Origin of the sequence: Vibrio genomosp. F10 str. ZF-129 (assembly GCF_000287055.2) — a bacterium.
GTDB lineage: Bacteria > Pseudomonadota > Gammaproteobacteria > Enterobacterales > Vibrionaceae > Vibrio.
Genome location: NZ_AJYQ02000111.1, coordinates 1 through 26,389, shown reverse-complemented (window position 1 = coordinate 26,389; position 26,389 = coordinate 1). Strand labels below are relative to the sequence as shown.

At 43.5% G+C, this 26,389-nt stretch carries 19 protein-coding genes; 5 read left to right on the top strand and 14 right to left on the bottom strand.

Features of this window, described 5'->3' with window-relative positions; all coding sequences use genetic code 11:
• Positions 1-101: 101 nt before the first annotated feature.
• Positions 102-2,384, bottom strand: coding sequence for a class 1a ribonucleoside-diphosphate reductase subunit alpha (gene nrdA / locus A1QO_RS14175; protein ID WP_017038909.1), 2,283 nt, complete (start codon positions 2,382-2,384; stop codon positions 102-104).
• Between the two features lie 453 nt (positions 2,385-2,837).
• Entirely contained in the window at positions 2,838-3,548 is a 711-nt protein-coding gene (gene ubiG / locus A1QO_RS14170) for a bifunctional 2-polyprenyl-6-hydroxyphenol methylase/3-demethylubiquinol 3-O-methyltransferase UbiG (protein ID WP_017041442.1), read from the bottom strand.
• Positions 3,549-3,830: 282 nt separating this feature from the next.
• Between ubiG and gyrA the strand changes: the two genes are divergently transcribed.
• The 3 genes from gyrA to A1QO_RS14155 all read left to right on the top strand — a co-directional run bounded on the left by gyrA (position 3,831) and on the right by A1QO_RS14155 (position 9,344).
• The gene (gene gyrA / locus A1QO_RS14165) at positions 3,831-6,494 is read left to right on the top strand and encodes a DNA topoisomerase (ATP-hydrolyzing) subunit A (RefSeq protein WP_017035329.1); all 2,664 of its coding nucleotides are present in this window, start codon (positions 3,831-3,833) and stop codon (positions 6,492-6,494) included.
• 139 nt (positions 6,495-6,633) lie between these two features.
• Positions 6,634-7,263, top strand: coding sequence for a LysE family translocator (locus A1QO_RS14160; RefSeq protein WP_017035330.1), 630 nt, complete (start codon positions 6,634-6,636; stop codon positions 7,261-7,263).
• A 509-nt stretch (positions 7,264-7,772) separates the two neighbouring features.
• Positions 7,773-9,344 (top strand): BCCT family transporter, encoded by a 1,572-nt coding sequence (locus A1QO_RS14155; RefSeq protein ID WP_017035331.1) that lies wholly within the window; start codon positions 7,773-7,775, stop codon positions 9,342-9,344.
• A 134-nt stretch (positions 9,345-9,478) separates the two neighbouring features.
• Here the strand turns inward: A1QO_RS14155 and A1QO_RS14150 are convergent, their stop codons facing one another.
• From A1QO_RS14150 to A1QO_RS14115, 8 genes are all read right to left on the bottom strand, one after another.
• Positions 9,479-10,195, bottom strand: a complete 717-nt coding sequence (locus A1QO_RS14150; RefSeq protein ID WP_017040490.1) for a 3'-5' exonuclease — start codon at positions 10,193-10,195, stop codon at positions 9,479-9,481.
• A gap of 9 nt (positions 10,196-10,204) precedes the next feature.
• Positions 10,205-12,094: a putative nucleotidyltransferase substrate binding domain-containing protein gene (locus A1QO_RS14145; protein WP_017035333.1), complete on the bottom strand. Its 1,890-nt coding sequence runs from the start codon at positions 12,092-12,094 to the stop codon at positions 10,205-10,207.
• 225 nt (positions 12,095-12,319) lie between these two features.
• Positions 12,320-13,423: a phosphoribosylaminoimidazolesuccinocarboxamide synthase gene (locus tag A1QO_RS14140; protein ID WP_017040491.1), complete on the bottom strand. Its 1,104-nt coding sequence runs from the start codon at positions 13,421-13,423 to the stop codon at positions 12,320-12,322.
• Between the two features lie 224 nt (positions 13,424-13,647).
• Entirely contained in the window at positions 13,648-14,037 is a 390-nt protein-coding gene (locus A1QO_RS14135) for a SulA-like leucine-rich domain-containing protein (RefSeq protein WP_017035335.1), read from the bottom strand.
• 238 nt (positions 14,038-14,275) lie between these two features.
• Positions 14,276-14,458 carry a hypothetical protein gene (locus tag A1QO_RS14130; RefSeq protein WP_017035336.1) on the bottom strand — a complete coding sequence of 61 codons (183 nt, stop codon included), beginning with the start codon at positions 14,456-14,458 and terminating at the stop codon, positions 14,276-14,278.
• 183 nt (positions 14,459-14,641) lie between these two features.
• The gene (locus A1QO_RS14125; protein WP_017040492.1) at positions 14,642-15,688 is read right to left on the bottom strand and encodes a J domain-containing protein; all 1,047 of its coding nucleotides are present in this window, start codon (positions 15,686-15,688) and stop codon (positions 14,642-14,644) included.
• A gap of 98 nt (positions 15,689-15,786) precedes the next feature.
• The gene (locus tag A1QO_RS14120) at positions 15,787-16,470 is read right to left on the bottom strand and encodes a DUF2786 domain-containing protein (protein ID WP_026026758.1); all 684 of its coding nucleotides are present in this window, start codon (positions 16,468-16,470) and stop codon (positions 15,787-15,789) included.
• 301 nt (positions 16,471-16,771) lie between these two features.
• Positions 16,772-17,455, bottom strand: coding sequence for a DUF3334 family protein (locus A1QO_RS14115; protein WP_017038915.1), 684 nt, complete (start codon positions 17,453-17,455; stop codon positions 16,772-16,774).
• 210 nt (positions 17,456-17,665) lie between these two features.
• On the opposite strand from A1QO_RS14115, the gene ydiJ reads away from it, so the two are divergent.
• The gene (gene ydiJ, locus A1QO_RS14110; protein WP_017041441.1) at positions 17,666-20,716 is read left to right on the top strand and encodes a D-2-hydroxyglutarate dehydrogenase YdiJ; all 3,051 of its coding nucleotides are present in this window, start codon (positions 17,666-17,668) and stop codon (positions 20,714-20,716) included.
• A gap of 207 nt (positions 20,717-20,923) precedes the next feature.
• Positions 20,924-21,385, top strand: a complete 462-nt coding sequence (locus A1QO_RS14105) for a methyltransferase family protein (protein ID WP_017035341.1) — start codon at positions 20,924-20,926, stop codon at positions 21,383-21,385.
• A 135-nt stretch (positions 21,386-21,520) separates the two neighbouring features.
• On the opposite strand, the gene A1QO_RS14100 is transcribed toward A1QO_RS14105, so the two are convergent.
• From A1QO_RS14100 to A1QO_RS14085, 4 genes are all read right to left on the bottom strand, one after another.
• The gene (locus A1QO_RS14100; RefSeq protein WP_017035342.1) at positions 21,521-22,246 is read right to left on the bottom strand and encodes a DUF3581 domain-containing protein; all 726 of its coding nucleotides are present in this window, start codon (positions 22,244-22,246) and stop codon (positions 21,521-21,523) included.
• Between the two features lie 187 nt (positions 22,247-22,433).
• Positions 22,434-23,966, bottom strand: a complete 1,533-nt coding sequence (gene hutH / locus A1QO_RS14095) for a histidine ammonia-lyase (RefSeq protein WP_017041440.1) — start codon at positions 23,964-23,966, stop codon at positions 22,434-22,436.
• Between the two features lie 163 nt (positions 23,967-24,129).
• Positions 24,130-25,827, bottom strand: coding sequence for a urocanate hydratase (gene hutU, locus A1QO_RS14090; RefSeq protein ID WP_017035344.1), 1,698 nt, complete (start codon positions 25,825-25,827; stop codon positions 24,130-24,132).
• Positions 25,828-25,981: 154 nt separating this feature from the next.
• Positions 25,982-26,389 (bottom strand): arginase family protein (locus A1QO_RS14085; RefSeq protein ID WP_017038918.1); only part of this gene is annotated, 408 nt, incomplete at its 5' end.

Genomic DNA, 26,389 nt, shown 5'->3' with positions numbered 1-26,389 from the left:
ATGCCTCAAATCCTTTAAAGACCCGTAATAAAACGGACCCTGTTAATGCTTTAAACCCAGAGAAGATAACTCTTCTCTGGGGTCTTAATGTTTATTGCGGTTTAGATCTTACAACCGCCGCCTTCACAATCTTCTTCCGGCACTTGAACTGCATCGCCTTGGTCGTCTTTAGCACCATCACGAGTGTTATGGTAGTAAAGCGTTTTAACACCGTATTTATAGGCAGTTAGCAGATCTTGAAGCAGCTTCTTCATTGGAACTTTACCGCTATCATACTTACTAGGGTCATAGTTAGTATTTGCAGAGATAGCTTGATCAACGAATTTTTGCATGATGCCAACTAAATGTAGGTACCCATCGTTTGGACCGATATTCCACAATAACTCGTAGTTCTCTTTGAGATTAACGAAATCAGGAACAACTTGCTTCAAAATACCATCTTTAGACGCTTTTACAGAGACATACCCACGAGGTGGCTCAATGCCGTTTGTCGCGTTGGAAATCTGCGATGAGGTCTCTGATGGCATTAGTGCTGTTAATGTTGAGTTACGCAGACCGTATTCCATAATGTCAGAACGCAGTGCATCCCAGTCGTAATGCAACGGTTCATCACAAATCTTATCAATGTCAGCTTTATAAGTATCGATTGGTAGCAAACCTTTCGCGTAGTTCGTTTCATGGAACGAAGGACAACGACCTTGTTCTTTCGCGAGTTCAACCGATGCTTTCAGAAGGTAGTATTGAATCGCTTCAAAAGTACGGTGGGTTAAACCATTTGCACTACCGTCAGAGTATTTAACGCCATTCTTAGCTAAGTAGTAGGCATAGTTGATAACACCTACACCTAAAGTGCGACGGTTCATTGTTGATTTGTACGCCGCCGGTAATGGGTAGTCTTGGTAATCCAATAAGGCATCGAGAGCTCGAACAACCAGATCGGATAATTCGGCCAGATCATCTAATTCGTTGATAGCACCAAGGTTGAAAGCAGACAGAGTACAAAGAGCGATTTCGCCTTGATCATCTTCTACATTCGAAAGAGGCTTAGTCGGCAATGCAATTTCTAAACATAAGTTAGACTGACGAACCGGTGCTACTTTTGAATCAAATGGGCTATGAGTATTACAGTGATCGACATTTTGAATGTAAATACGACCAGTAGAGGCTCTTTCTTGCATAAGAAGAGAGAACAGCTCAACGGCCTTTACAGAGGTTCTCTTAACCGCTGGGTCATTTTCGTATTGAACATATAAACGCTCAAATTCATCTTGATCTTCGAAGAAAGCGTCGTATAGACCTGGAACGTCAGATGGAGAGAATAAACTGATGTTTCCACCTTGGACCAGACGAGAATACATGAGTTTATTCAGCTGGACGCCATAATCCATATGACGAACACGGTTTTCTTCCACACCACGGTTATTTTTTAGTACCAATAGTGATTGGACTTCACCATGCCAAAGAGGGTAGAAGACGGTTGCTGCGCCGCCTCGGACACCACCTTGAGAACAACATTTAACAGCGGTTTGGAAGTACTTATAAAAAGGGATACAACCAGTGTGGAAGGCTTCACCACCCCGTATTTCTGAGCCTAAAGAACGAATACGTCCTGCGTTAATACCAATACCTGCGCGTTGAGAGACATAACGAACAATAGAGCTAGCGGTCGCATTGATAGAATCTAAACTATCGCCACATTCGATAAGAACGCATGAACTAAATTGACGGGTCGGCGTACGCACACCCGCCATAATTGGCGTTGGCAGTGAAATTTTGAATGTCGATGTCGCATCATAGAAGCGCTTGATGTAGCTAAGGCGAGTTTCTCTTGGATAATTCGCAAACAAACACGCTGAGACTAGGATATACAGAAATTGCGCACTTTCGTAGATTTCACCAGAAACACGGTTTTGAACGAAGTACTTTCCTTCTAGTTGCTTAACAGCAGCGTAAGAGAAGTCTAAATCACGTTTGTGGTCGATGTAGCTGTTCAGCTCTTCAAATTCAGCTTGAGAATAATCTTCCATCAAGTGCTTATCATATTTTCCCGTTTCAACGAGACGAGAGACATGATCATAAAGCTTTGGCGGCTCATATTGGCCGTAGGCTTTTTTACGTAAATGGAAGACAGCAAGACGCGCCGCCAAATATTGGTAATCTGGCGTTTCTTCCGAAATTAAATCTGCCGCAGACTTGATGATAGTTTCATGAATGTCAGAAGTCGTAATACCGTCATAGAACTGAATGTGAGCTCTTAGTTCTACTTGTGAAACGGAGACATTGTGAAGGCCTTCTGCAGCCCATGTGATCACGCGGTGTAGCTTTTCGAGATCAATACTTTCTTTACGTCCATCACGCTTGGTGACAGTGAGTTGTTGATTCATTCTGATTTCGTTCCCTAACAAAACGGATGAAAGCTCTATTTGTATGTAACTTTACTAAAAATGGGTACTGGCTTTGTGATCAAGCTCTCTCTATATATTCTAGTTCAAAACACAACATATAGGGGTATCTGGTCATTTGGGTTACAAGATAGTGCTATGCCATGCAATTATCAAGGCAGAGATCTTGGATGACTTGTGGATAACTGACAAATTTAAAAAAAACTGTAAGTGTCCACTTACTGAGGAAGAAAGAACGTTGCTGAGTGTCTAAAGTTACCGTTTTGTAATCGGTTTAAATCTCACCACAAACAAAAATATTTTCCTTGATCTTTTCCTAAAATTCGAACCTTAAATCAGACAGTACAATTTGGAATCTAACGCACAAAAACCAAGCAACAAAAGGAAGAATGGGCAACATTAATACATGCTACCCAAGAGACAAATCAATTTGACCTAAACAGGATAATGAGTGTGGACAATGTAATTGACGTCCACATTTGGGCCCAGCTTATAGGCGTCTGTTAATGGGTTGTAATGAAGCCCCGTGATTCCTTGTTCAACCAGGCTAGTTTTATCGACCATCTTGATCAGTTCCGAAGGGCGAATGAACTTGTCGTGATCATGGGTGCCTTCTGGCACTATTTTTAACAGCTTTTCTGCCCCAACAATGGCAAAAAGATACGATTTGAAGTTTCGGTTCAACGTTGAAAAAAAGACATGACCACCAGGCTTAACAAGTGCAGCGCAAGACTGCACCACAGAAAGCGGGTCTGGTACATGCTCTAGCATTTCCATGCAAGTAACGACATCGTATTTCTGTGCATTCTCTGAGGCATGATCTTCAATGGTGCTTTGTATATAAGTGAGGGTGGTGCCTGTCTCTAGTGCATGCAGGCGAGCGACTTCTAGCGGTTCTTTACCCATATCTAGCCCAGTAACAATGGCGCCTTCTTTTGCCATGCTCTCAGCGAGAATACCGCCGCCACAACCCACATCTAAAACGACTTTTCCAAAAAGCCCGTCCGATTTCTCTAAGACATAGTTAAGACGCAGAGGATTAATTTGGTGAAGGGGTTTAAATTCGCCTTCAAAATCCCACCACCTTGATGCCATGTCTTCAAATTTTTTGATTTCGTTAGGGTCTACATTTTGCTTTGTGGTCATAATCCGTACTTCACTCATATTCCTATATACTTGCCAGCATTATAACGGGTTATCGGCACCTGACTATAGGTGAACGGTTTTTCATAATTGAGCGAGTGAAATTTAACCAATAATCAAGTGGGTATACAGCGATTGTGTAAATTCTCGGCAGTTGATTCACAACCAAGTTCACAACATGATAAAAGGAAAGGGAAAGTGATGCCGAATAGGCTAAATGTGTGTTATATTTTCCGACCTTGTACGTATCAATATACGATCAAAATATAGAGGGATAATGGCTCTATGAGCGATCTAGCTAAAGAGATCACGCCGGTAAACATAGAAGATGAACTTAGAGGTTCATACCTTGACTATGCGATGTCAGTCATCGTTGGTCGAGCGCTTCCTGATGTGCGTGATGGCCTAAAACCAGTACACCGCCGCGTTTTATTCGCGATGAATGTATTGGGTAATGATTGGAACAAATCATATAAAAAATCTGCCCGTGTGGTAGGTGATGTAATCGGTAAGTATCACCCACATGGTGATAGTGCTGTATACGAATCGATCGTTCGTATGGCGCAGCCGTTCTCACTACGCTATATGCTAGTCGATGGCCAAGGTAACTTTGGTTCGGTTGATGGCGATTCAGCGGCGGCAATGCGTTACACCGAAGTTCGTATGTCAAAAATAGCGGGCGAGCTATTGGCGGATCTTGATAAAGAGACCGTTGACTACGTCCCTAACTATGATGGAACAGAGCAAATCCCAGCGGTACTGCCTACTAAGATCCCGAACCTATTGGTTAACGGTGCTTCTGGTATCGCAGTCGGTATGGCAACCAATATTCCTCCGCATAACTTGACGGAAGTGATCGATGGCTGCTTAGCGTTCATTAATAATGAAGACATTACTATTGATGAACTCATGGACTATATCCCAGGTCCTGATTTCCCGACAGCAGCATTAATCAGTGGCCGCAAGGGCATTGTTGACGCCTATAAGACTGGTCGCGGAAAAGTCTACATGCGCTCTAAAGCGGATATAGAAGCGGATAAGAACGGTAAAGAAACGATTATCGTTACAGAAATTCCGTATCAAGTTAACAAAGCAAGATTGATTGAAAAAATCGCTGAGCTCGTTAAAGATAAGAAAGTAGAAGGTATCAGTGCATTACGTGATGAGTCTGACAAAGATGGTATGCGTATTGTTATTGAATGTAAGCGCGATGCTGTGGGTGAAGTTGTACTGAACAACCTTTACTCTCAGACACAGCTGCAAACGACCTTTGGTGTCAACATGGTTGCGCTTAACAATGGTCAACCTCAGCTATTCAACCTGAAAGATATGTTGAAATGCTTCGTTGATCACCGCCGAGAAGTGGTTACCCGTCGTACCATTTATGAGCTGAAAAAAGCTCGTGAGCGTGCGCATATTCTTGAAGCACTTTCTCTTGCTCTAGCGAACATTGATGAAATTATCGCACTGATCAAGAACGCTCCGACACCGGCAGAAGCGAAAGTTGAGCTTGTTGCCCGTGGATGGGATCTTGGTAATGTCGCGTCAATGCTAGAGCGTGCAGGCACCGATGCTGCTCGTCCTGATTGGCTTGAAGATGAGTACGGTATTCGTGATGGTCAATACTACCTTACGGAAACCCAAGCTCAAGCAATCTTGGAGTTGCGTCTTCATAGATTAACAGGTCTAGAACATGAGAAAATTCTAGATGAGTACAAAGCACTGCTCGAAGAAATCGCTGAGTTAATGCATATCCTTGCCAGCACAGAGCGCTTGATGGAAGTTATCCGTGAAGAACTTGAGCTAGTAAGAGACAACTTTGGTGATGCCCGTCGCACTGAAATTACAGCCGCTGTCCATGATATTGATATGGAAGAGCTTATTGCGCGTGAAGACGTTGTTGTCACGCTTTCTCACGAAGGATACGTTAAGTACCAAATCTTAAGCGACTACGAAGCACAGCGTCGTGGTGGTAAAGGTAAGAGTGCCACTAAGATGAAAGAAGAGGATTACATCGAGCGTCTGCTGGTTGCTAATACTCATGACAACATCTTATGCTTCTCAACTCGTGGAAAAACGTACCGCTTGAAGGTGTACCAATTACCGCAAGCGAGCCGTACTGCTCGTGGTAAGCCGATCGTCAATATCCTTCCATTGGAAGAAAACGAACGTATTACCGCAATCTTACCGGTTTCTGAGTTCAGCCCAGAGAAGTACATCTTCATGGCAACTGGCGACGGTACCGTTAAGAAAACATCATTAGATCAGTTTGCTAACGTACGTGCTAATGGCCTAATTGCTGTTAACTTACGTGACGAAGATTCATTGATTGGTGTTGATATCACCAATGGCGACAGTGACATTATGCTGTTCTCTAAAGCGGGTAAAGTGGTTCGCTTTAGTGAAGATAAAGTGCGTCCGATGGGTCGTACCGCAGCGGGTGTTCGTGGTATGAAACTGGTCGATGGCGATCAAGTTGTGTCACTTATTGTTCCTTCTAGTGACGGTGAAATCTTGACGGTCACTGAGAATGGTTATGGTAAACGTACACAATTAGCTGAATACCCAACTAAGGGTAGAGCGACTCAGGGTGTTGTTTCCATCAAAGTTTCAGACCGTAATGGCCCAGTAGTTGGTGCTATTCAGGTTGATGAAGGCGATGAAATGATGATGATCACGGATGCTGGAACCTTGGTTCGTACCCGTGTATCTGAAGTCAGCCAAGTGGGTCGTAATACTCAAGGTGTTACTCTGATTCGTACTGCAGATGATGAAAATGTAGTGGGTCTTCAACGTATTGATGAAGTTGAAGAATCTGAACTGTTGGATGATGAGCAATCTGAAGAAGCCTCTGAAGGTGCGACAGCTTCAAGTGAAGTTACGTCACCGGATGTAGAGAGCAGTACAGACTCTGATAGTGAAGTGAACGAAGAGCCTGATGACGAATAATCGTTAATCACGTTGAACAAAAGCCGAGCGATTTAGCTCGGCTTTTTTGTATCTGAGCAAGAATATCAACCGATTATAGGGTTTACATTATGAATATTTTCTGTTCAATTAGTGTTGAAACCAATTAAAGGAGTTGAATATGACATTAGACACATGGATTGTGTATCTTATTGCCGTTCTCGTACTAACGGCATCACCAGGACCGAGTGCACTTTTATGTATGACGAAAGGCGTCACTCATGGTACCAAAACGGGTCTTTACACGGCTCTTGGTAGCTTAACCGCTATTACCTCGATATTAACCTTATCTTTCGTTGGCCTAGGGGTCATCATCTCATCTTCAGAGTGGCTATTTAATATTATTAAATGGATAGGCGCGGCATATTTAGTTTACCTCGGCATTCAGTCTTTTCGCTCTCAGCAACAGGACTATCAAGCAGCAGACAATAAGCCAAGTGAAGAGGCCAATATTCGCGAACACTTTCTGAGTGGCTTCATTGTGGGAGCAAGTAACCCTAAAGCGATTCTGTTTTTTAGTGCACTTTTCCCACAATTTATTGATGCAAGCTCAAATATGCTGGTTCAGTACATCATTTTCTGCTTAACATTTGTTGTCTTGGAATTTTCATGGTTAATGCTTTACGTACGCTTGGGGAATCGCTCCTCTAGTTGGTTATTTGCAAAAGGAAGAGCCAAGCTATTTAATCGTTTGACGGGCGGTGTTTTCATTGGAGCAGGAACCTTACTGTCTTTTTCGAGCCGAAACTGAGAGTAGGGCGAGGGGAGGGTGAGAGTCAGTTGTCACGCCTTCCAAGATACAATTTGATATACATTCAGTTTTATATTTAAAGCTTGTAAAGCCTAGTACTTCACTAGGCTTTTGTATTTTTTCTATCAAAATAAGTCAATCCAGTCTCTTTTAAGTACAATTTTCACTCAACTGGTCTGAAATATAGTAGTAAAGTTACAAGGATACGTACGGATTACTGATTTTCACCATGAAATAACGTATCATTACAGATGCGAATTACGACCACTAGAAACCATCATAGGTATTAATACCTATCGCAGTAAATGACGGGTCTTCTTAGCTTGTTAAAACACTCGATAACTGCATTAGAGTTTTTGATTGTAGACTCTCTATCTACCGAAAATTCTGTCTTGCTATCTAGCTTTTTTCTACGCTATTTCTAACCACTTACTGTGATTGGTAAAAATAGGTGATTTTTACTGGTCGTGTTTTATATCGACTATGATTTTAGTTTTAAGAGAGGAATGATGACGAAAGGGATCGATAAGTACAGTATTGACAGCACGGACTATACCGTAGGCCAAGATAACGTTCAGAAATGGGGGTTTGACGTACACAACCCTGTATTTGGTATTAGCGCGGGTTTAATTGGGCTATTTTTGCTCGCAGTATTGTTTTCAGATGCTGAAACCGCCAAGACGGCACTTGACGGAGTCAAATGGAAAATTATTGGCGCTTTTGATTGGTTGTTCATTTGGTCTGGGAATATCTTTGTATTATTTTGCCTTGCTCTTGTGGTCTCGCCATTTGGCAAAATTCGCCTAGGTGGACAAGATGCCGTTGCAGATTATTCATTAATTTCCTGGTTCTCAATGCTGTTCGCAGCGGGTATGGGTATTGGCCTGATGTTTTGGAGTGTTGCAGAGCCGGTTGCTTACTTCACTGGCTGGTATGAAACACCACTTAACGTAACCCCCAATACGCCAGAAGCCGCTCGCCTAGCACTGGGTGCCACTATGTATCACTGGGGATTGCACCCATGGGCGATATACAGTGTTGTTGCATTATCGCTAGCCTTCTTTACCTACAATAAAGGACTTCCACTGTCTATCCGTTCTATTTTTTACCCTATTTTAGGGGATAGAGCATGGGGTTGGCCTGGTCATATCGTAGACATACTTGCGGTATTAGCAACATTGTTTGGTCTTGCTACATCACTCGGTTTGGGTGCTCAGCAAGCTGCGAGTGGTATCCAACATGTATTTGGTATAGAGGCAGGCTTAACCACACAAATCATCGTTATTACCATTGTGACCTTATTAGCGGTTGTGTCAGTGATACGTGGTATCGATGGCGGTGTTAAAGTCATTAGTAATATCAACATGATTATTGCTGTTGCGCTCTTAGCACTCGTTTGCTTAGTGGGCTACGCGGTAACATTGGGTTCTATTCCAACAACGCTCTTTTCTTACATTGAAAATATCATTCCATTGAGTAACCCTCACGGTCGCGCCGATGAAGCATGGTTCCAAGGCTGGACGGTGTTCTACTGGGCGTGGTGGGTATCGTGGTCACCATTTGTAGGGATGTTTATCGCGCGTGTTTCTCGAGGTCGCACGGTTAGACAATTCATCACTGCAGTACTGCTTATCCCTACCGCATTTACCATACTTTGGATGTCTACATTCGGTGGAATGGCGATTGATCAAGTTAAGAATGGCGTAGGTGAACTCGGCGTAAATGGCTTGACAGATGTGTCTCTGGCGATGTTCCAGATGTTCGATTTACTGCCGCTAGGCTCTTTGCTTTCTATTGTGGCCGTTGTTCTGGTTCTTGTATTCTTTATTACGTCTTCAGACTCCGGTTCATTGGTTATCGACAGTATTACTTCAGGCGGAAAAATAGACGCACCGGTACTACAACGTGTCTTTTGGGCCTTTATGGAAGGGGCAATTGCAGTCGCATTACTCTGGATCGGTGGTACTCAAGCGATTGAAGCGCTTCAAGCCGGAGCCATTTCAACCGCATTACCATTTGTATTTATATTGCTTCTGATGTGTGTAAGTCTATTAATGGGTATGCGCACAGAAAAGCGTTAATCGACAAGCATTAAGATCATCGCGCACACTTAAAAACTCTAGCCATGCAGCTAGAGTTTTTTTATCTGAACATGTTGCGAGAGAATGGTTAACTGAATACGAGAGTATTCTTAATTGGAATCGCAGGGTAAAGCTTAGATCCAAAAATCTCGTACAGGCTGATTAGGATCGTAGTGGTATGAAATTTGTGCTTGTAGCAGCTCGGCTGTAGCGATGGCATCAGTAAGGGCATGATGCGGAGTGTAAGTGGGCAAGTGGTAACGAATACGACTTTGCCCCAGCCTGACAGATTGTGGTTTTTTCCCTTTGAGTCTGTTCCAGAACCCTCCGGCCCATTGCGCTTGGATGCGACTTTCTATTTGCATGGTATCGACAACTGGGAACTCAATTCCCTCCTCAAACCGAGTACGTAGCGCTCGATCTAAAAACTCTCGTTCAATACGATGATAATGAACAACCAGAATACGGCCAGAAAGGCACTCTAAGATTTCTTCAATAACCTCGGTTAAATCTGGTGCGTCGATGATGTCACTGTGGGTTATTCCATGGATCACCACAGATTCTTCGCTCAACTGTTTTCTTGGTCTGACGGTCCAGTGTCGGGCTCTATTCAGATAGATTCGATTGAGAGTGAACGGAACGACTCCCACGGTAATGATATCGTCTTTTTTTGGATCTAACCCGGTGGTTTCAAAATCAACGGCTAGAAATTCGATTTCACCAATGGGCGTGGTCGCATCAGGAATAGACTGTTGATAAAAATGAGTCAGGACAGGGTGCTTTGCCATAGCAAGATGCTTCTTAAATTTTAAAGCCCAATCTACGGCTGGTTTGCGTATAAAACTATTCATACCAGGGTCCTATTTGAAACTGCTGCTAGCTTGGTAACGGAATTTCAAAAAGTTTTGTGCGTTACTCAAAATCTGAAAGGCGTCTTTTAAATTACGGCGCTCAAAATCGGACAAGTTTTCTGGCTCGATATTGTTATCGGGTTCAATTTCATTTTCTACGTCAATGGCTTGGTGACGAATACGTACCATGGAAATGAATTCCATTGCATCCCTAAGATCCTGTGCACGACCTTTAGGGAGAATACCCGCATCAATAATATCGTCCAATCGCTCAAAAGAGTTGGTTGAACGTGAACCCACTGCCAGGGCATGAACGCGAATGAGATCGGCAAGTGGCGCCGTACCTCGGCGTTTCAAGTTAATGGAGTTGTTATGGCGTCCATCTTTTTCCATAACGAAATCTTTAAAAAAGCCAAGTGGTGGCGTTCGGTTGAGTGCATTTCGAGCAAGACACGCGAGAAAGCGATTGTTCTTCTTTGCGCGCCGAACGATAAAGCTGTTCAGTTGTTCTGCCCATTTCAAGCGCCCATAAACACCATCAAGATCGAAAAATATCGAGGAATTAAGCAACGCCTTTGGGTTGGGGTCATCAATCCAATCAGAGAAGCACTCTTCCCATTCTCGTCTTGTCATTCGCCAGTCGGGGTTGGTTGCCATAATATCGCCAGTGCACAGAGTGTAGCCACACATAGCAAGGCCATCACAAACAAAACGAGCGAACTTCTCAAAGTAAGCGTTGTGCTTTTCTGGGATGTAGCTGTCATCAAGGATAATGGCGTTATCTTGATCAGTGACGATAAGCTGCTCGTCTCGGCCCATTGAACCGAGTGCTAAAAAGCAATATTGAACCGGTGCAGGGCCTAGCTCTTGCTCAGCAAGCTCAATGATGCGCTGTTTGAAACTACGACCGATAACAGACATTGCTGTCCCGACCATATGAGAATTGGCATCTTCGTTGACCAGGCGCACAAAGCTATCTTTCACTTGCTCAGAAATTTGGACGAGCTCTTCGATGGTTTGCTGCTGGAAAATACTGCTGACGAGAAGAAGAGAGTTTTGAGACTCATACCGAACGATATCGGTAGCTTCGATTATCCCAATGGGTTGGCGATCTTTTAGTACGGGTAGATGGTGAACATTGTATCGCAGCATGGTCAGCATGGCTTCATAGACGTAGGCGTTGTGATCAAGAGAGATTACTTCCGTGGTCATTACGCTTGCAACGTCACCATTTGCGTCTAATCCCTCAGCGATCACTCGAGTACAGAGGTCTCTATCGGTAATGATTCCCAGAACGGGGCTGTCATCGCTATCATCATTATCGAGCTTGTTTTGATCGATAATAAGTAGCGAAGAGACATTTTCTTCAGCCATTTTAATGGCCGCTTGCTGAATGGTTTCGGTTCCGGCAATAAAAAGTACGTCTCGCGTGAGTAGAGTCCGCACCTTACAGGTCGTTAAGTCATTATCATCTTCGGTACTGGAAACGGTTTGCCTAAGACGGGCGTTATCTTCTACTTCCACAAAATCAGCGAATGAATCGTGGTTGTCATACAATTCTTGGAAAATCGCCTCCGGGAGACAATAGAGTAGAGTGTCTTCAATAGCCTTGGCAGGAAAGCGTACTTTATTATTGGTTAATAATCCCATTTGACCGAAAACAGCGCCCTCATCGATGCGATTATAGAGTTCCCCTTTACGACGATAGACTTCAACGATACCGCTACGCACGATATACAAGTCATTGATGTTATCGCCAAAGTGAATGATGGGAGTATCTTTACGAAAGTAGGAAATTTCGACATGTTTGGTGACGTGTTCCAGCACTTCTGGAGGGAGATCATCAAATGGAGGGCGTTGAGAAAGAAAGTTTTGAATTTCGAGAAGTTCAGCTTCCATTATTGAATCCGTTGAGTCATTTTCCCGATAGTATACCATTTTGTATCGGTGTGTATGTGATTGGCACAATCAGTAGGCTATCAACTAGGATTTGTAGAAAAACGCCAGCAAGTAATAATGGCTGGCGTTTTTTGTAGAGGCTTTAATCATTGATGAGCTGCTCGTGCTTTTGATGCTTAGCTTTTAGCACAGGGTAGTGTCTCAGTAACCTCATCAATAAATGGCCTAATCTATAAGGCCGTAATCGCTGCGCAGCACATCGATAATTTCTTGCTTAGGGTTTTGGCTGAGATGCACAGGTTTACCCGTAATCTTTTCTGCAATGCTGATATAAGTTCTAGAGATATCCATGAGAGCTTCATTCGGCAATGCGTTATCACGAGCCAATGCTTCTCTTTCTGGCATGCGTTCTTTGTTAAGAAGAATATCAGGATCTGGAAAGTGACCTAAAAGGAATTGGCGGAAACCTTCTTTCGAATTTTCGACGATATTGCCTGCTTGATATTCTTTGGTATCCCAAATACGAGAAGAATCCGGCGTGCCTACTTCATCCATATAGATAAGCTTTTCATTACCCGCTGAATCGGTGACATAGCCAAACTCAAATTTAGTATCGACAAACGTCTGATCAACATCGGCCAACGCTTTACTGATAACCGAAAAGCCATCTTTAAGCAGGGATTCGTATCGAGCTATATCGTCTGAGGTGGAGAAGTTGAAAGCAGCAAAGTTATCTTCGATGTTCTTGCGAGAAATATTGACATCATCCGCCTCAGGGACTCTCGGAATACCCTTAAGGATTCCTTTTGTTGAAGGAGTAATAAGAAGCTCAGGTAGAACTTTATCTTTTTCTAAGCCTTCAGGAAGCTCAATACCACAGAATTCACGTTCACCTTTCTCGTAAGCACGCCACATTGAGCCCGTGATGTAATTTCTACAGATGGCTTCAATCATGACGGGTTTTGCTTTTTGCACAATCCAAACAAACGGATGCGGGATATCCAATATATGACTGTCTGCGAGATTATTCTTCTTAAACAAATCAAACCAATGGTTAGATATTGCGTTAAGAGCGGCCCCTTTTCCTGGTACACCTTTAAGACCACCTTCAGCATGCCAAATACAATCAAAGGCAGATATACGGTCACTGATAACCATGATAGCTAACGGTGCATCAGGAGCGACATCGTACCCTTTTTCTTGAATTAGACGCTGGCTATCTTCATCGGTCAGCCAGTAAACAGAACGAACTTTGCCACTGTGGACAGGCTTGTTAGTGCGAATGGGTAAATCGTCATTGACGGCTAAAACTTGATCAGCAAGGCTCATTAGACATTCCTATTTTTTAAACGTCAGATTGAGAAGGAACCCAAGACTACAAACAGTAGGACTTAGGCTGTGAATATGCCCCGCATCATACCAGAACTTTTTATCATCGACACTTAAAAAGCAAACGTTTGCTTAAAATCTATCGTATATCGATACAGCGAGAAAAAATAAAAAAGCGCCTCGAAAATGAGGCGCTAAAAGAGTGCGAAAATTCGTTGAACTTACTAGTGATACTTTTGGCCTCTGCCTTCAACGAAAAATACTTCACAGTCATGGAGCGACGCTAACGATTTGAGTAAGGCTTGGTTAACGTGATCAATATTATTTGAAGCGACAACAGCACTGGCGTTGCCAGACTTAATGGCTTTTGTCACTGTTTCTAGTTCTGTCATCGATTGAGATGCTTTCATATGAATAATTTTATTGCAGCTGATTTTCGATGAAGAAAACTGTTCAAAATCAGGACGGGGGCATTCTGACGTAAATAGAATCCATTGCTGGCTGCTTGATAAACCGGATAACCGACCCATGATTGAATCGTCGATCGTCATCGGAGCTGTTGGCTGAGCAAGAGTGTTGTACTTCGAGTGCTGATTAGGTTGTATTTGCAACATATCCCTGTCCTTTTATACATGCTGTATGTCTATACAGTAGTTTTATTTTGAGTAAGGATCAAGTACAAATTGCTTCAATTATGAACAAAATGTGATTTAGATTGGGTGCTGAGATTGTTTTGTAAGCGGTAGAGGTCGGTTTTAAAGGGCAGAAATTAAAAAAGTCACGTTAAGTGACTTTTTAGTGCAAGCTATTGGTTGGTAGTGAAAGAGTGAGTATAAAAGAAGAAGGGGCAGTCTAATATTGTGCGCAGTGCTGCTCTTGGTGCTGACGTTCCGCAATGTTGAATTCGCGTACATCCAATGAAGCAAGGTCATAACAGTCTTCACATGAATTGTTAGACTTTCCATCAATATAATTAAGTTTGGTAAGAGCGCTTGGTTTTTTACACCAGTCACAAGTACCTTCTGAGCTGAACATTATTTTCTCCTTCTAAAGTGAAGTTCACTTTCAATTTTCTTCGGATATTATGACATATAAAAGGAGGCGAGGTTAATTGTTTGTTACATGCTTGAGAGGGGGATCGCTTGCGTGACGTGCTTTTTCTTGTGTTTCCTCAAAATGCGACACTCAAATGTAACATTCCATTAACCTGATGGGGCGTTACTTAATGTGTGCCAGGATAATTTTAAGCGCATTATTTAATCGCTTCATTTCATCATCCGTTCCGCTCAAGTCTGGATGATAGAGTTTGGACAGTTGCTTGTAACGAACTTTGATCGTTTTTTGATCGGGTAGTTTTGTCGAAGTGAATCCAAACATCGCGCATGCAGTGTACAGTTTCTGGTCGTTGGCATTTTTAGGTGATGCTTGTTGTAATTTTTTAACGTGTCTGTAAATCGTCTCGATCTGTTTTTTTTGCTGCTTGATGATCAGTGCTTGAGCTTGGTTTGATTCAATCAGCCGCCGCTTTTGGTCATTCTCTGCTTTAGTTGCGTGATCTGATTTAACTCGGCGACGTCTTTTATATAAGAAGGTGATGAGGGAAGCAGCAACGATGATTAAAATGATCAGAACGTAAGTTGGGTTGGTTTGATGGTTTATCGTTGGCATCTGATCTGAGGTGTGGTTTACATCCGTTTGCTGAGGCTCGAAGGCGATATCGAGTTGGTCGAGAGAAGAAACTTGTTGAGCTTTCCGTTGGTTGAATTTAGCTTCTAAGACTCTGCTGTATCCTTCAACTGCGAGCTCACTATTGGGTTGTGCCAGCAAATACCAAATCTCGGCCATATCGAGGTTTTCTACTTGGTCTGTTGTTTGTTCATAAATGGTCGCGAGTGCTAGCTGAGCATCGACATTACCTGTCGTAGAAAGCTTAGTAAGCCAAAATATTGCCTGGGTTAAATTTTGCTCGGTTCCAATACCTTTAAGGTAGTACGTAGCTAATGAAAAATGCGCTTGCGTATGGTTATTGGAGGCAGCTTGTTGGTACCAGTATAAAGCTTGTTCAAGATCTGTTTCAGAGGTGGAATTGGCATACAGGTTTGCGAGTTGAAATTGAGCCGAGGCATCATTTGATTCCGCTCTCGGCGTAAGATCAGCTATCGGGTCGCCAAAACAAAGGCTCGGTAACAATAATAAAGAGAGAAGCCACTTCAAGATAAGCACATTCCGTTGTGATTTAATAAGGTTGGCCCTAAAAACAAACATAGCCATCATTGCTGAGTATAAGATTAGATGGCTTTATCTGCCGAACAATACCACTAATTATCAAGCACAGGCGGAAAGAAACTGACACTGGGTGTGATTTATTTCAATTGTTTTGGCGCCTGTGCACCATCAATCGGTCGATTAACCGAGACCTTACGGCCTTTCTTAAGCCCTACCTCATAGTCTGCAGTGAGGTTCTTCATCGCTTCTTTTAGCTGTTGTTTGAAGGTTTCTCTATCAATATTTTCGAATTCTTTGTCTATGTAGTTATTGATTTTATTATTGGATTCATCATCTGGAGTGATGGTCGGTAACTTCTCTAACGCGCCTTCAACCCAACCGGAAACGAATGAATTAACTCGACGAGTCACTTCAAGTGATGAAGTGCCGCTGCCCGAAAAACTATTTCTGAACTGTCCGGTATGTTCGTTCATTTCTCGATAAATAATGTCAAACGCAAATGCGGCAAAGATGGCACGATCAGCTTCGCCAATAAATTCCGCACGTTTAAGGCCTTTATGGTTTAGCAACACAGCCTCAACGCCAAACTTGGTGTTGATACCTCTAATAACGCGCAATAATGTCGAACTAATATTTGCAGGTAATAAGTGCGATGATTGTGTTTTACCCATTTTAATGAACTCAATATCGTCTTTATCAAGACCATACTTGAGCATCAAACTGTGCGCCATTTTGATGGCATTGGCGGCTTCGTTAACGTTGGCTGAGTTACCCAGTTCCAAGCACTTAGCTATTTTCTTTAGAGCTTTCTGTTTATTCATCGATATTTTAAGGCAGATGCGATTTTTGCAAAGTCTGACATAATACCTTTTTATAGCTATAAACTGAATCGCTGTGATAAAAATACCCGTTAGATTAAAAGAATCCGGCGATTTGAGGGTAAAAGAAGGGGGAAGAAAAACCAGAATAGATGCATGGAATCGATAGGACGTATTTAAACCGATTCAACTGATTCAACGTTCAAATAAAAACTCCCTCTATTCAGCCTAGTCAAAAAGAGGGAGTAGGTAAGGTTTTGATAACGGTTACTTGGTTACTGCCAGTTAATCATAATCAGAACGGTTAGATGCCTAGCTCATCGAGCAAATCATTGGCCATAGAGTCTTCAACTGGGCTTACCTTCTCCTTTTTTGCAGCCATGTTGTTCTGAGTGGCTTCTAGAATTGAATCTGGGCATTCATCTTCGGCAACTTCGAACTCTTCCAATTGAATAAATTCCGTTTTATCCATAGCGAGTTCCAGGTAGAAGATATTGTTGTTAGCGGTAGAAAACGTGACTCGTCTCGCTTGAGGTCGGTCAAGGTTTGTATCTACTGACAAGTTCACTTGCTTGTTCAATGCCAACATTTTTGGCTGATTTTGAGTGATGTTGGTTTGTAGTTCTTTGCGAATTTTATTCGTGAAGTCACCAACCAATTGGTTCATAAGCTCCCCAAGTACATCACCCACTTCGTCTGAAGTGTGCAATACCGCAAGCTCTTCTGCTGGCATGCCCATGTTACGCATATAGTTTGTATAGATTTCAAGCGCAGCCTTAGCGGTAAAGTTAATAACAACCAATCCCGAGAAACCACCATCGAACAGAACAAAACACCCAAAGTCAGGTTTTAAGCTTGTCTTATTAATTTTTTGAACCATCGCTGAGTAGGAAATCTTGGAATCAGTCGCAGAGGTGAGTACCCCAGACACTGACTGGCACAATTTTAGAAGGATATCCTCAGTGGTTACCGTTTTGTTTTTTTTCATTATTTAATCACTCTAAGTCAAAGCTATTTGCTGAATGCGTTGTTCATTTTTAAGCTTACGTTTTAAAAAAGAAAGCATTAGTTGTATTTTTTGGTTGAGAATCTGTTTTGATCACGTTTTCAAATGTTGTAAAGTGACCAGATTCTAAAAAATTAATAAATACAATTACCCATAGCTGATTGGATCAGCGCTTTAGGGGGCAGGAAGCACATGTTACCAAGACTGCAATTTCAATCTGATGTCGACCCAGTCGTACACAGTTACTTACAAGAACTTCATCAGGCTGGCTTTAGTGGAGACATAGAGTCTCAATACGCCAGTCGTTTGGCGGTAGCCACTGATAACAGCGTATACCAACAACTCCCTCAAGCGGTTGTACACCCTAGAACAACGAATGATGTTGCTCTTATAGGTAAGGTTAGTTCAAAACCCGAATATAAGCGCATTACATTTTCTCCACGTGGTGGCGGCACAGGGACCAATGGTCAGTCTTTGACCAAAGGCATTGTGGTGGATTTATCTCGCCACATGAATTCTGTGTTAGAGATCAATGAAAAAGAGGGTTGGGTTCGCGTTCAGACTGGGATCATAAAAGATCAGTTGAATGATGCCGTGCGCCCATTTGGCTATTTCTTTTCTCCAGAGCTGTCCACCAGCAATCGCGCCACGCTCGGTGGAATGGTCAATACCGATGCATCGGGGCAAGGATCACTGAAATACGGTAAAACCTCCGATCATGTCCTGTCGCTTCAAGCGGTCTTTGCAGACGGAAGTATATTGGAATCAGATTTGTCTTTGGGTCAACCACAAGCGCAGACACAAGCTGCGATGGCTCTCGATATTACCGAGAAAGTCTGTCGCGATAACCGTGAAAAAATTCTTGATAAGTTTCCGCCGCTCAATCGATTCCTAACGGGCTATGACTTAAAAAACGCCATTGATGAGAGCGAGCAATTTGATTTCACTCGCGTGTTGTGTGGCTCTGAAGGCTCCCTTGCTTTTATCACGGAAGCTAAATTAAACCTCACGCCTATTCCAAAAGCGCGCACCTTAGTCAACGTTAAGTATTCCAGTTTTGATGCGGCATTACGCAATGCCCCGTTTATGGTAGAGGCCGATGCGCTGTCGGTTGAAACGATTGACTCAAAGGTGCTTAACCTAGCAAAACAAGACATTGTTTGGCACAGCGTGAGTGATTTATTGAGAGAAGTGCCAAATCAAGAAATGCTGGGCATTAATATGATTGAGTTCGCAGGCGATGATGAACAAAAGGTTGCCGCTCAAGTTAAAGCATTAAGTGACAAGATTGAAGTTATGATCACCAACGGTGAAGCGGGAATTATTGGCTTTCAAACGTGCAGTGATTTATCGAGCATCGGCAAAATTTACAATATGCGCAAAAAAGCCGTGGGTCTTCTTGGCGGAGCTAAAGGCAAGGCCAAACCGGTCGCTTTTGCTGAAGACACTTGCGTACCCCCAGAAAATTTAGCGGATTTTATTGCTGAATTCCGCCAACTTCTCGATGACAAGCAGCTCAATTACGGGATGTTTGGGCATGTGGATGCGGGTGTATTGCATGTTCGACCGGCTTTAGATCTTTGCGATCCGGAACAAGAACAATTAATGCACCAAATATCGGACCAAGTGGTTCAGTTGGTGGCTAAGTATGGCGGTTTGATGTGGGGTGAGCATGGTAAAGGCTATCGCTCTGAATATGGGCCTGAGTTTTTTGGTGAGGTGCTTTTCCAAGAGCTTCGCCGTGTCAAGAGAGCCTGCGATCCACATAATAAAATGAACCCAGGTAAGGTATGTACACCGTTAGACAGTGATGCAGAGCTCGTTAAGGTATCAGATACCAAACGTGGCTATTATGACCGTCAAATCGATATTGAAGTGAGAGACAGCTTCAAGCAAGCGATGGAGTGTAACGGCAACGGATTGTGCTTCAATTACGATACAGCGTCTCCTATGTGTCCTTCTATGAAAGTCACATCAGATAGGCGTCATTCTCCTAAAGGGCGAGCGGGCCTTGTACGAGAATGGCTTCGTCAGTTAAGTGAGCAGGGTATCGATATCCTTGATATTGAACAAAAAACCTTGTCGGGTCGTTTAAGCATTAAATCGCTACTCGATCGAGTGAGAAACAGAATTAACAAGCGTCATGAATACGATTTCTCGCACGAAGTTTACGAAGCGATGAATGGGTGTTTAGCCTGTAAAGCCTGTGCAAGCCAGTGTCCAATAAAGGTTGACGTACCAAGCTTCCGTTCAAGGTTTCTTAATCTCTATCACACTCGTTATCAGCGCCCAGCCAAAGATTACCTGGTCGCAAATATTGAAACCATGTTGCCACTGATGGCGAAAACGCCCAAGGTCGTTAACGCCGCTATTCGTCAGCCTTGGGTTCAAAGCCTGACAGAAAAAAGTGTGGGGTATGTCGATACACCGTTGATGTCGGTGCCAACGTTAGCCTCGCAACTGGATAAATCTCATAAGTTTGATTTGCAACGACTCGCAGCGTTATCTAAGCAAGAGAAAAGCAACCATGTACTGATTGTTCAAGATCCGTTTACGAGCTTTTATGACGCTGAAGTCGTCGCTGATTTTATTGCGCTGGTTTCTAAACTGGGTAAAACACCTATTTTATTGCCATTCAAACCCAATGGAAAAGCGCAGCACATCAAAGGGTTCTTGCAGCAATTTGCTTCGAGTGCAAAAAATACCGCTACTTTCCTTTCCATGGTTGCTGATTTGAATATCCCAATGGTTGGGGTTGATCCTGCACTGGTGCTTTGTTACCGAGACGAATATGCTGAGGCATTGGGTAACGACCGAGGAGAATTTGAGGTACTAACAGTACATGAATGGTTGCAACCTCGTTTAGCCGAAATAGACCTAAATCTGGTTAAAGCCAATCAATCAGAGACTAGAGAGCCTTGGTACCTATTGGCGCATTGTACTGAAAAAACTAAGATGCCTAATGCAGAAAAAGAGTGGGGCGAAATTTTCACTCACTTTGGTGCGACATTAAACACGGTTCCAGTAGGTTGCTGTGGTATGGCTGGAACGTTTGGGCATGAAAAAGACAAGCTAGAGATGTCAAAAGACATTTATGCATTAAGTTGGAAACCAAGGCTTCAAGATCTGCCGTCAGAACGTTGTCTAGTGACGGGCTACTCGTGCCGAAGCCAGGTCAAACGTTTCGAGCAGGTGAAAGTGAAACACCCATTACAAGCACTGCTAGATGTTATTGATCGTTGATATAGTTTAGATACGCCAGTATATAGATACAAGGTGTGTAGCTAGAAAAGTGTGCAGATAGAAAAGTGTACTGCTTGAAACGTATACCAATGAAACGTGTATCGAAAAATAGCCCAGACGATGATTCTGGGCTATTTTTTTATCTACAGCTCATAAACGGTATAAAGTTTGTCATAGAGGCCGTCTAATATTAAAAAGAGGATCGAAATGGATAGATTGGAGCTCAAAATCCCGCCGGTAGCGGTGTTTGTGATCGTTATTCTTCTGATGAACTTTGCAGCTAAGAATCTGATGTTCGCGCACATTATTTTCCCTTTCACCTGGCTGGTGTTTTTAGTATGTTTTATCGCTTCGGGTATCGTTGGGCTACTGGGCATTCGAGAATTTCGCCGAGTAAAGACAACGGTGAACCCAGTGAAGCCCGAAACCGCTTCTTTGGTTGTGGATAGCGGTATCTTTGCTTTTACGCGTAACCCCATGTATTTAGGGCTCTTTATTCTTTTATTTGGAGTGGGGTATTGGTTGCAAAATGGACTTAGCCTTTCCCTTAGTTTTTTCTTTATCGTGTATATGAACCGTTTCCAGATACAACCAGAAGAGAAAGCATTAGAGCGACTGTTTGGTGCTGAGTACGTAGATTATAAACAGAGCGTTAGACGCTGGATTTGATGGGATGAAAGCGTAAAATCAAAAACACCCGCTTACTGAGCGGGTGTTTCATATTGATCTGTATTTCTAATTCTCTGAGAGGAATAACTGAATTCATTGAATAAGAGAATGAGATAAGACAATGAGGCGAAAAGGTTAAGCCGCTGTAGCAAACTTCTCTAAAAACATGTCTTTACGCTCATTAAAACGGTTAACCAGGTCATCAACGGAATCTTGATCGTAAGGTTTTAGTCCACTGGCTAGCATGCGTTTTACGCCTTTGCCTACAACGATACCATCTTCTTTAAAGGCAAAGTTTAGTGTTACCACGCCACGCTTTCCATCGACATCAAACGTCGCACCGGTAAATTCTACTTCAGGGTGTGTCAAATCGAGTCGTTCAAATTCCACTTCCATGCTTTCATAGATGACCAACGGACGCTGGCAGTTAATCATCATCTGTTGCTCTTCCATCAGTGGGACCATGATGTGAGGGAAGTTCATGCCAGAGAATTGAACGTAGTTTGTAACGACGTGCTCGATGAACGCGGCATCGTGGCTCACATCGCCTTCGCGGTTCATGTGAAGGTATTCTTTGCCTTTTTCGTCAACGAGAGCGCTTTCTTTCTCACATTTGTTTTCAATACTCAGTGCTATACCGTCGTTAACCATACCAGAGAAGTCAAAGCGCATCTTTTTGCTGATGCCTTCTTTTTGAAGCAAGACTGCAAAAAGTAGGTCGCCAGGAACACAAAAGCGTTTGTTATCTTCATCATGAAGAGGGTTAAAATCCCCCGCGACTTTTTTGGCAAAGTGGCTTGCCTGTTCGCGAGTGAACGTGAATTGATGGTCTTGTACTGAAACAAAAGAAGTTAGAAACATAATCTACATTGGGTAGTGAAAACTGGGGAAGATTATACAGGGAAACGCATTTTTAATGGTCCATCCAGTACGTAGTGTTGAATAAACGAACACTTAAGTGAAACAACAAAATAAAAGGCCCACCAATGAATGATGGGCCCCTGAACTATCAATGCTAAAAACGGTCAATACTGATTGCTGTCACTACTTAGTAGCTGTTAAACAGTTGGCCTGGCATTAAGTGGTTATGAATGGCGAGTTTTAGCAATGCATTAGCTTGCTCAATATCTGGAGCGAAGTAACGATCTTTGTCATAAAATGCCACTTTTTCGCGCAGCATTGCTTTTGCTTCTTCAACCCGTGGCGAGGACTTTAACGGAGCACGGAAATCCAACCCTTGCGCCGCTGACAAGTATTCAACCGCCAATATTCCGCGGGTGTTTTCAGCCATATATCTAAGCCTTCTGGCCGCAAATGTCGCCATCGATACATGGTCTTCCTGGTTTGCTGAGGTCGGTAAACTGTCAACAGACGCTGGATGAGCGAGGGATTTATTTTCACTTGCTAGTGCTGCCGCGGTAACTTGAGCAATCATAAACCCTGAATTTACCCCACCATTATCGACTAAGAAAGGAGGCAGTTTGCTGAGTGCACTGTCAATCAGCAGCGCCATTCTTCTTTCTGATAAGCTACCAATCTCTGCGATGGCAAGCGCAAGATTATCTGCGGCCATTGCAACCGGTTCTGCATGGAAGTTTCCGCCTGAAATAATGTCGCCATCTTCAGCGAATACAAGGGGATTATCCGATACCGAGTTTGCTTCAATTTCCAATATGGATGCAGCATTTCTCATCTGTTGTAGACAAGCCCCCATGACTTGAGGCTGGCAACGCAAAGAATAAGGGTCTTGCACTTTTTCACAACCGGTATGGGAATCACCTAACTCACTGTTAACATCAAGTATATGACGATACGCTTCTGCCGCGTCCATTTGACCTCTATGGCCTCGCACACGATGAATACGTGGGTCAAAGGGGCGTCTGCTTCCTAAAGCGGCTTCGACAGTCATGGCTCCGCATACGGTTGCTGAAGCAAACAGATCTTCTGCCACAAACAAACCTTCGAGAGCGAATGCGGTAGAAGCCTGTGTGCCGTTTAAAAGAGCGAGACCTTCTTTAGGCGCTAGGGTAATCGGTGTGATACCTGCAATGGCTAAGGCTTCAAGACCGGAAATAATTTTACCATTGTGCCTTGCTTCACCTTCACCGAGCAATATTGTGCTCATGTGCGCTAAAGGAGCCAAGTCGCCCGATGCGCCGACAGAGCCTTTTTGAGGAACACAAGGGTAGACTTGAGCGTTGACCAGCTTAATCAACGCATTAATCACCGATAAACGTATTCCAGAATAGCCGCGGGCGAGGCTGTTAATTTTCAGAACCATCATCAAACGTACGGTTTCATCAGACATCAGTTTCCCGATGCCCGCCGCATGCGACAGTACGATGCTTCGCTGCAATGTTTCTAAATCTTCAGGGGCAATACGCGTGTTGGCGAGTAGACCAAAACCGGTGTTAATGCCATACACGGTTCTATCTTCGGCGATAACCTGTTCCACAACGCGAGTGCTTGCTTCAATGTCTGGAATCGCATCTGGGTTAAGCGCCAGGTTAATGGGCGTTCGACTGACTTGACGCAGTTCTTTTAAGCTAATGTGTCCAGGCTTTAGCAATAGATTTAACATCTTCATTGATCCTTTAATACTTCTCTATTGAATCGTTACTCACCGATTGTTTTTAAAAACTCGTTCTTTTATAAATACGTGCATCTACAAAGCAAGTCCTCTTAAAAACAAAAAGTTCCACAAAACAGCGAGTAACGATAGAAAGTGGCAGAAACCAGTTCGCTTATTTAAGCTTGCTCAGTTCTTCGTTTAACATTGGAAGGTCTAACCCTTGCTCCGCTGCGCATTGTTTTGCAATGTCGTATCCCGCATCAGCATGACGCATGACTCCAGTCGCAGGGTCGTTATGCAGAACTCGCGCTATACGTTCTGAGGCATCATCACTGCCATCGCAACATATGACCATGCCAGAATGCTGAGAGAACCCCATTCCAACACCACCACCATGGTGAAGCGATACCCAAGTTGCACCACCAGCGGTGTTAAGCAGAGCATTCATCAGTGGCCAATCTGAAACCGCATCCGATCCGTCCATCATGCCTTCTGTTTCTCGGTTAGGGCTGGCTACTGAGCCTGAATCTAGATGATCACGGCCAATAACAACGGGCGCTTTAAGCTCACCATTTTTAACCATTTCATTAAAGGCTTGACCTAAACGTTCACGGTCTTTTAGGCCAACCCAACAGATACGTGCGGGTAACCCTTGGAACTGAATACGTTCGCGCGCCATATCAAGCCAGTTATGAAGCTGAGGGTTATCTGGAATAAGCTCTTTGACTTTTTGATCGGTTTTGTAGATGTCTTCAGGATCTCCAGACAAGGCAGCCCAGCGGAAAGGCCCAATGCCTTCACAAAACAAAGGTCGAATATAAGCAGGAACAAAACCCGGAAAATCAAAGGCATTGTTTACGCCTTCTTCGAGTGCCATCTGTCGAATGTTGTTGCCGTAATCCACCGTCGCAGCGCCTCGTTTTTGTAAATCGAGCATGGCGGTGACTTGAATGGCCATGGATTGTTTTGCTGCTTTGATCACTTTCGCTTCATCGTCTTTTCGAACCGATGCCGCTTTGTCCATGCTCCAACCTTGAGGCAGATAACCATTAAGAGGATCGTGAGCTGAAGTTTGGTCGGTAACGACATCTGGGGTGATGTTACGTTCAACGCATTCAGTGAACACGTCTGCGGCATTCCCAAGTAAACCAACAGAAATAGGCGTGTCAGATTCTTGAATCATTGCCATTGCTTCATCGAGGCTCGTGGCTTTTTTATCGACATAGCCGGTGCGAAGTCGGTAATCAATTCGTGATTCATCACATTCGACAGCAATCATGGAATAACCCGCCATGGTGCCAGCAAGAGGTTGCGCGCCACCCATGCCGCCAAGACCACCGGTTAGAATCCACTTACCTTTCGCATTGCCATTAAAGTGCTGTTTTGCCATCGCGACAAACGTTTCGTAAGTCCCTTGCACAATGCCCTGAGAGCCAATATAGATCCAGCTACCCGCCGTCATTTGCCCGTACATCATTAAACCCTGTTTATCGAGTTCATTGAAGTGTTCCCAATTCGCCCAATGGGGCACAAGATTCGAGTTTGCAATTAAGACACGAGGTGCATTTTTGTGGGTTGGAAAAACCCCAACAGGTTTACCGGACTGAACCAATAAGGTCTGGTCATCTTCAAGTCGTTCAAGCACTTCAACGATTTTGTCGTAGCATTCCCAGTTGCGAGCGGCTCTGCCGATGCCGCCATAAACCACCAAAGCATGGGGGTGCTCAGCGACATCGGGATCAAGGTTATTCATTAACATACGAAGCGGTGCTTCGGTTAACCACGATTTTGCACGAAGTTGCGTACCATGTGGTGAGCGAATGGTTCGAGATGTGTCGAGACGCTTATCTACACTCTGGTGTTCCGTCATGTTGAGGCTCCTTTTGTTATACGTTATAGGGTTTGTTCTATTATTCTTATTTGCACTAATTGTTTATGTGAACTGGCTATGTGAACTGGCTATGTGAACTGGTTACACAAATGAGTGACGAGAAAAGAGTGATCACGTGAAACTCGTTCATCACTCACTGTTTATGCGCACTTTCGTTATCGTTAATGCTGGTCACCTTATCGGCCATCGCATTCGCCATATCCCAGCAAAGTCTTGCGGCTAACCTCGCGGTTTGGCTATCAACGTCGTAAGTCGGGTTGTATTCGGCTATATCAGCGATCATCAGCTTGTTGTGGCAATTAAGAATACGCTCCAACAATAACGAGATGGACTCATAGCTGACTCCGCGAGCGGCGGGGGCACTGACTCCAGGTGCGGTTGATGCTGGAAACACATCCAAATCAATCGTCAAATACAGGTAGTCGCACTGGTCGATAAAATGTTGAAGTTGGGGAAGGTGAGTATCATGTTTCATTGGAGATAACTGATGGTCTTCCACATACCAAACCCCAAGTTCATCGGCGGTGTTGAAGAGTGCCGC

Excerpts from the sequence above, each read along its gene's own strand:
- nrdA (WP_017038909.1), bottom strand. The coding sequence starts at position 2,384 with ATGAATCAACAACTCACTGTCACCAAGCGTGATGGACGTAAAGAAAGT.
- ubiG (WP_017041442.1), bottom strand. The coding sequence starts at position 3,548 with ATGACCACAAAGCAAAATGTAGACCCTAACGAAATCAAAAAATTTGAA.
- gyrA (WP_017035329.1), top strand. The coding sequence starts at position 3,831 with ATGAGCGATCTAGCTAAAGAGATCACGCCGGTAAACATAGAAGATGAA.
- A1QO_RS14160 (WP_017035330.1), top strand. The coding sequence starts at position 6,634 with ATGACATTAGACACATGGATTGTGTATCTTATTGCCGTTCTCGTACTA.
- A1QO_RS14155 (WP_017035331.1), top strand. The coding sequence starts at position 7,773 with ATGACGAAAGGGATCGATAAGTACAGTATTGACAGCACGGACTATACC.
- A1QO_RS14150 (WP_017040490.1), bottom strand. The coding sequence starts at position 10,195 with ATGAATAGTTTTATACGCAAACCAGCCGTAGATTGGGCTTTAAAATTT.
- A1QO_RS14145 (WP_017035333.1), bottom strand. The coding sequence starts at position 12,094 with ATGGAAGCTGAACTTCTCGAAATTCAAAACTTTCTTTCTCAACGCCCT.
- A1QO_RS14140 (WP_017040491.1), bottom strand. The coding sequence starts at position 13,423 with ATGAGCCTTGCTGATCAAGTTTTAGCCGTCAATGACGATTTACCCATT.
- A1QO_RS14135 (WP_017035335.1), bottom strand. The coding sequence starts at position 14,037 with ATGTTGCAAATACAACCTAATCAGCACTCGAAGTACAACACTCTTGCT.
- A1QO_RS14130 (WP_017035336.1), bottom strand. The coding sequence starts at position 14,458 with ATGTTCAGCTCAGAAGGTACTTGTGACTGGTGTAAAAAACCAAGCGCT.
- A1QO_RS14125 (WP_017040492.1), bottom strand. The coding sequence starts at position 15,688 with ATGTTTGTTTTTAGGGCCAACCTTATTAAATCACAACGGAATGTGCTT.
- A1QO_RS14120 (WP_026026758.1), bottom strand. The coding sequence starts at position 16,470 with ATGAATAAACAGAAAGCTCTAAAGAAAATAGCTAAGTGCTTGGAACTG.
- A1QO_RS14115 (WP_017038915.1), bottom strand. The coding sequence starts at position 17,455 with ATGAAAAAAAACAAAACGGTAACCACTGAGGATATCCTTCTAAAATTG.
- ydiJ (WP_017041441.1), top strand. The coding sequence starts at position 17,666 with ATGTTACCAAGACTGCAATTTCAATCTGATGTCGACCCAGTCGTACAC.
- A1QO_RS14105 (WP_017035341.1), top strand. The coding sequence starts at position 20,924 with ATGGATAGATTGGAGCTCAAAATCCCGCCGGTAGCGGTGTTTGTGATC.
- A1QO_RS14100 (WP_017035342.1), bottom strand. The coding sequence starts at position 22,246 with ATGTTTCTAACTTCTTTTGTTTCAGTACAAGACCATCAATTCACGTTC.
- hutH (WP_017041440.1), bottom strand. The coding sequence starts at position 23,966 with ATGTTAAATCTATTGCTAAAGCCTGGACACATTAGCTTAAAAGAACTG.
- hutU (WP_017035344.1), bottom strand. The coding sequence starts at position 25,827 with ATGACGGAACACCAGAGTGTAGATAAGCGTCTCGACACATCTCGAACC.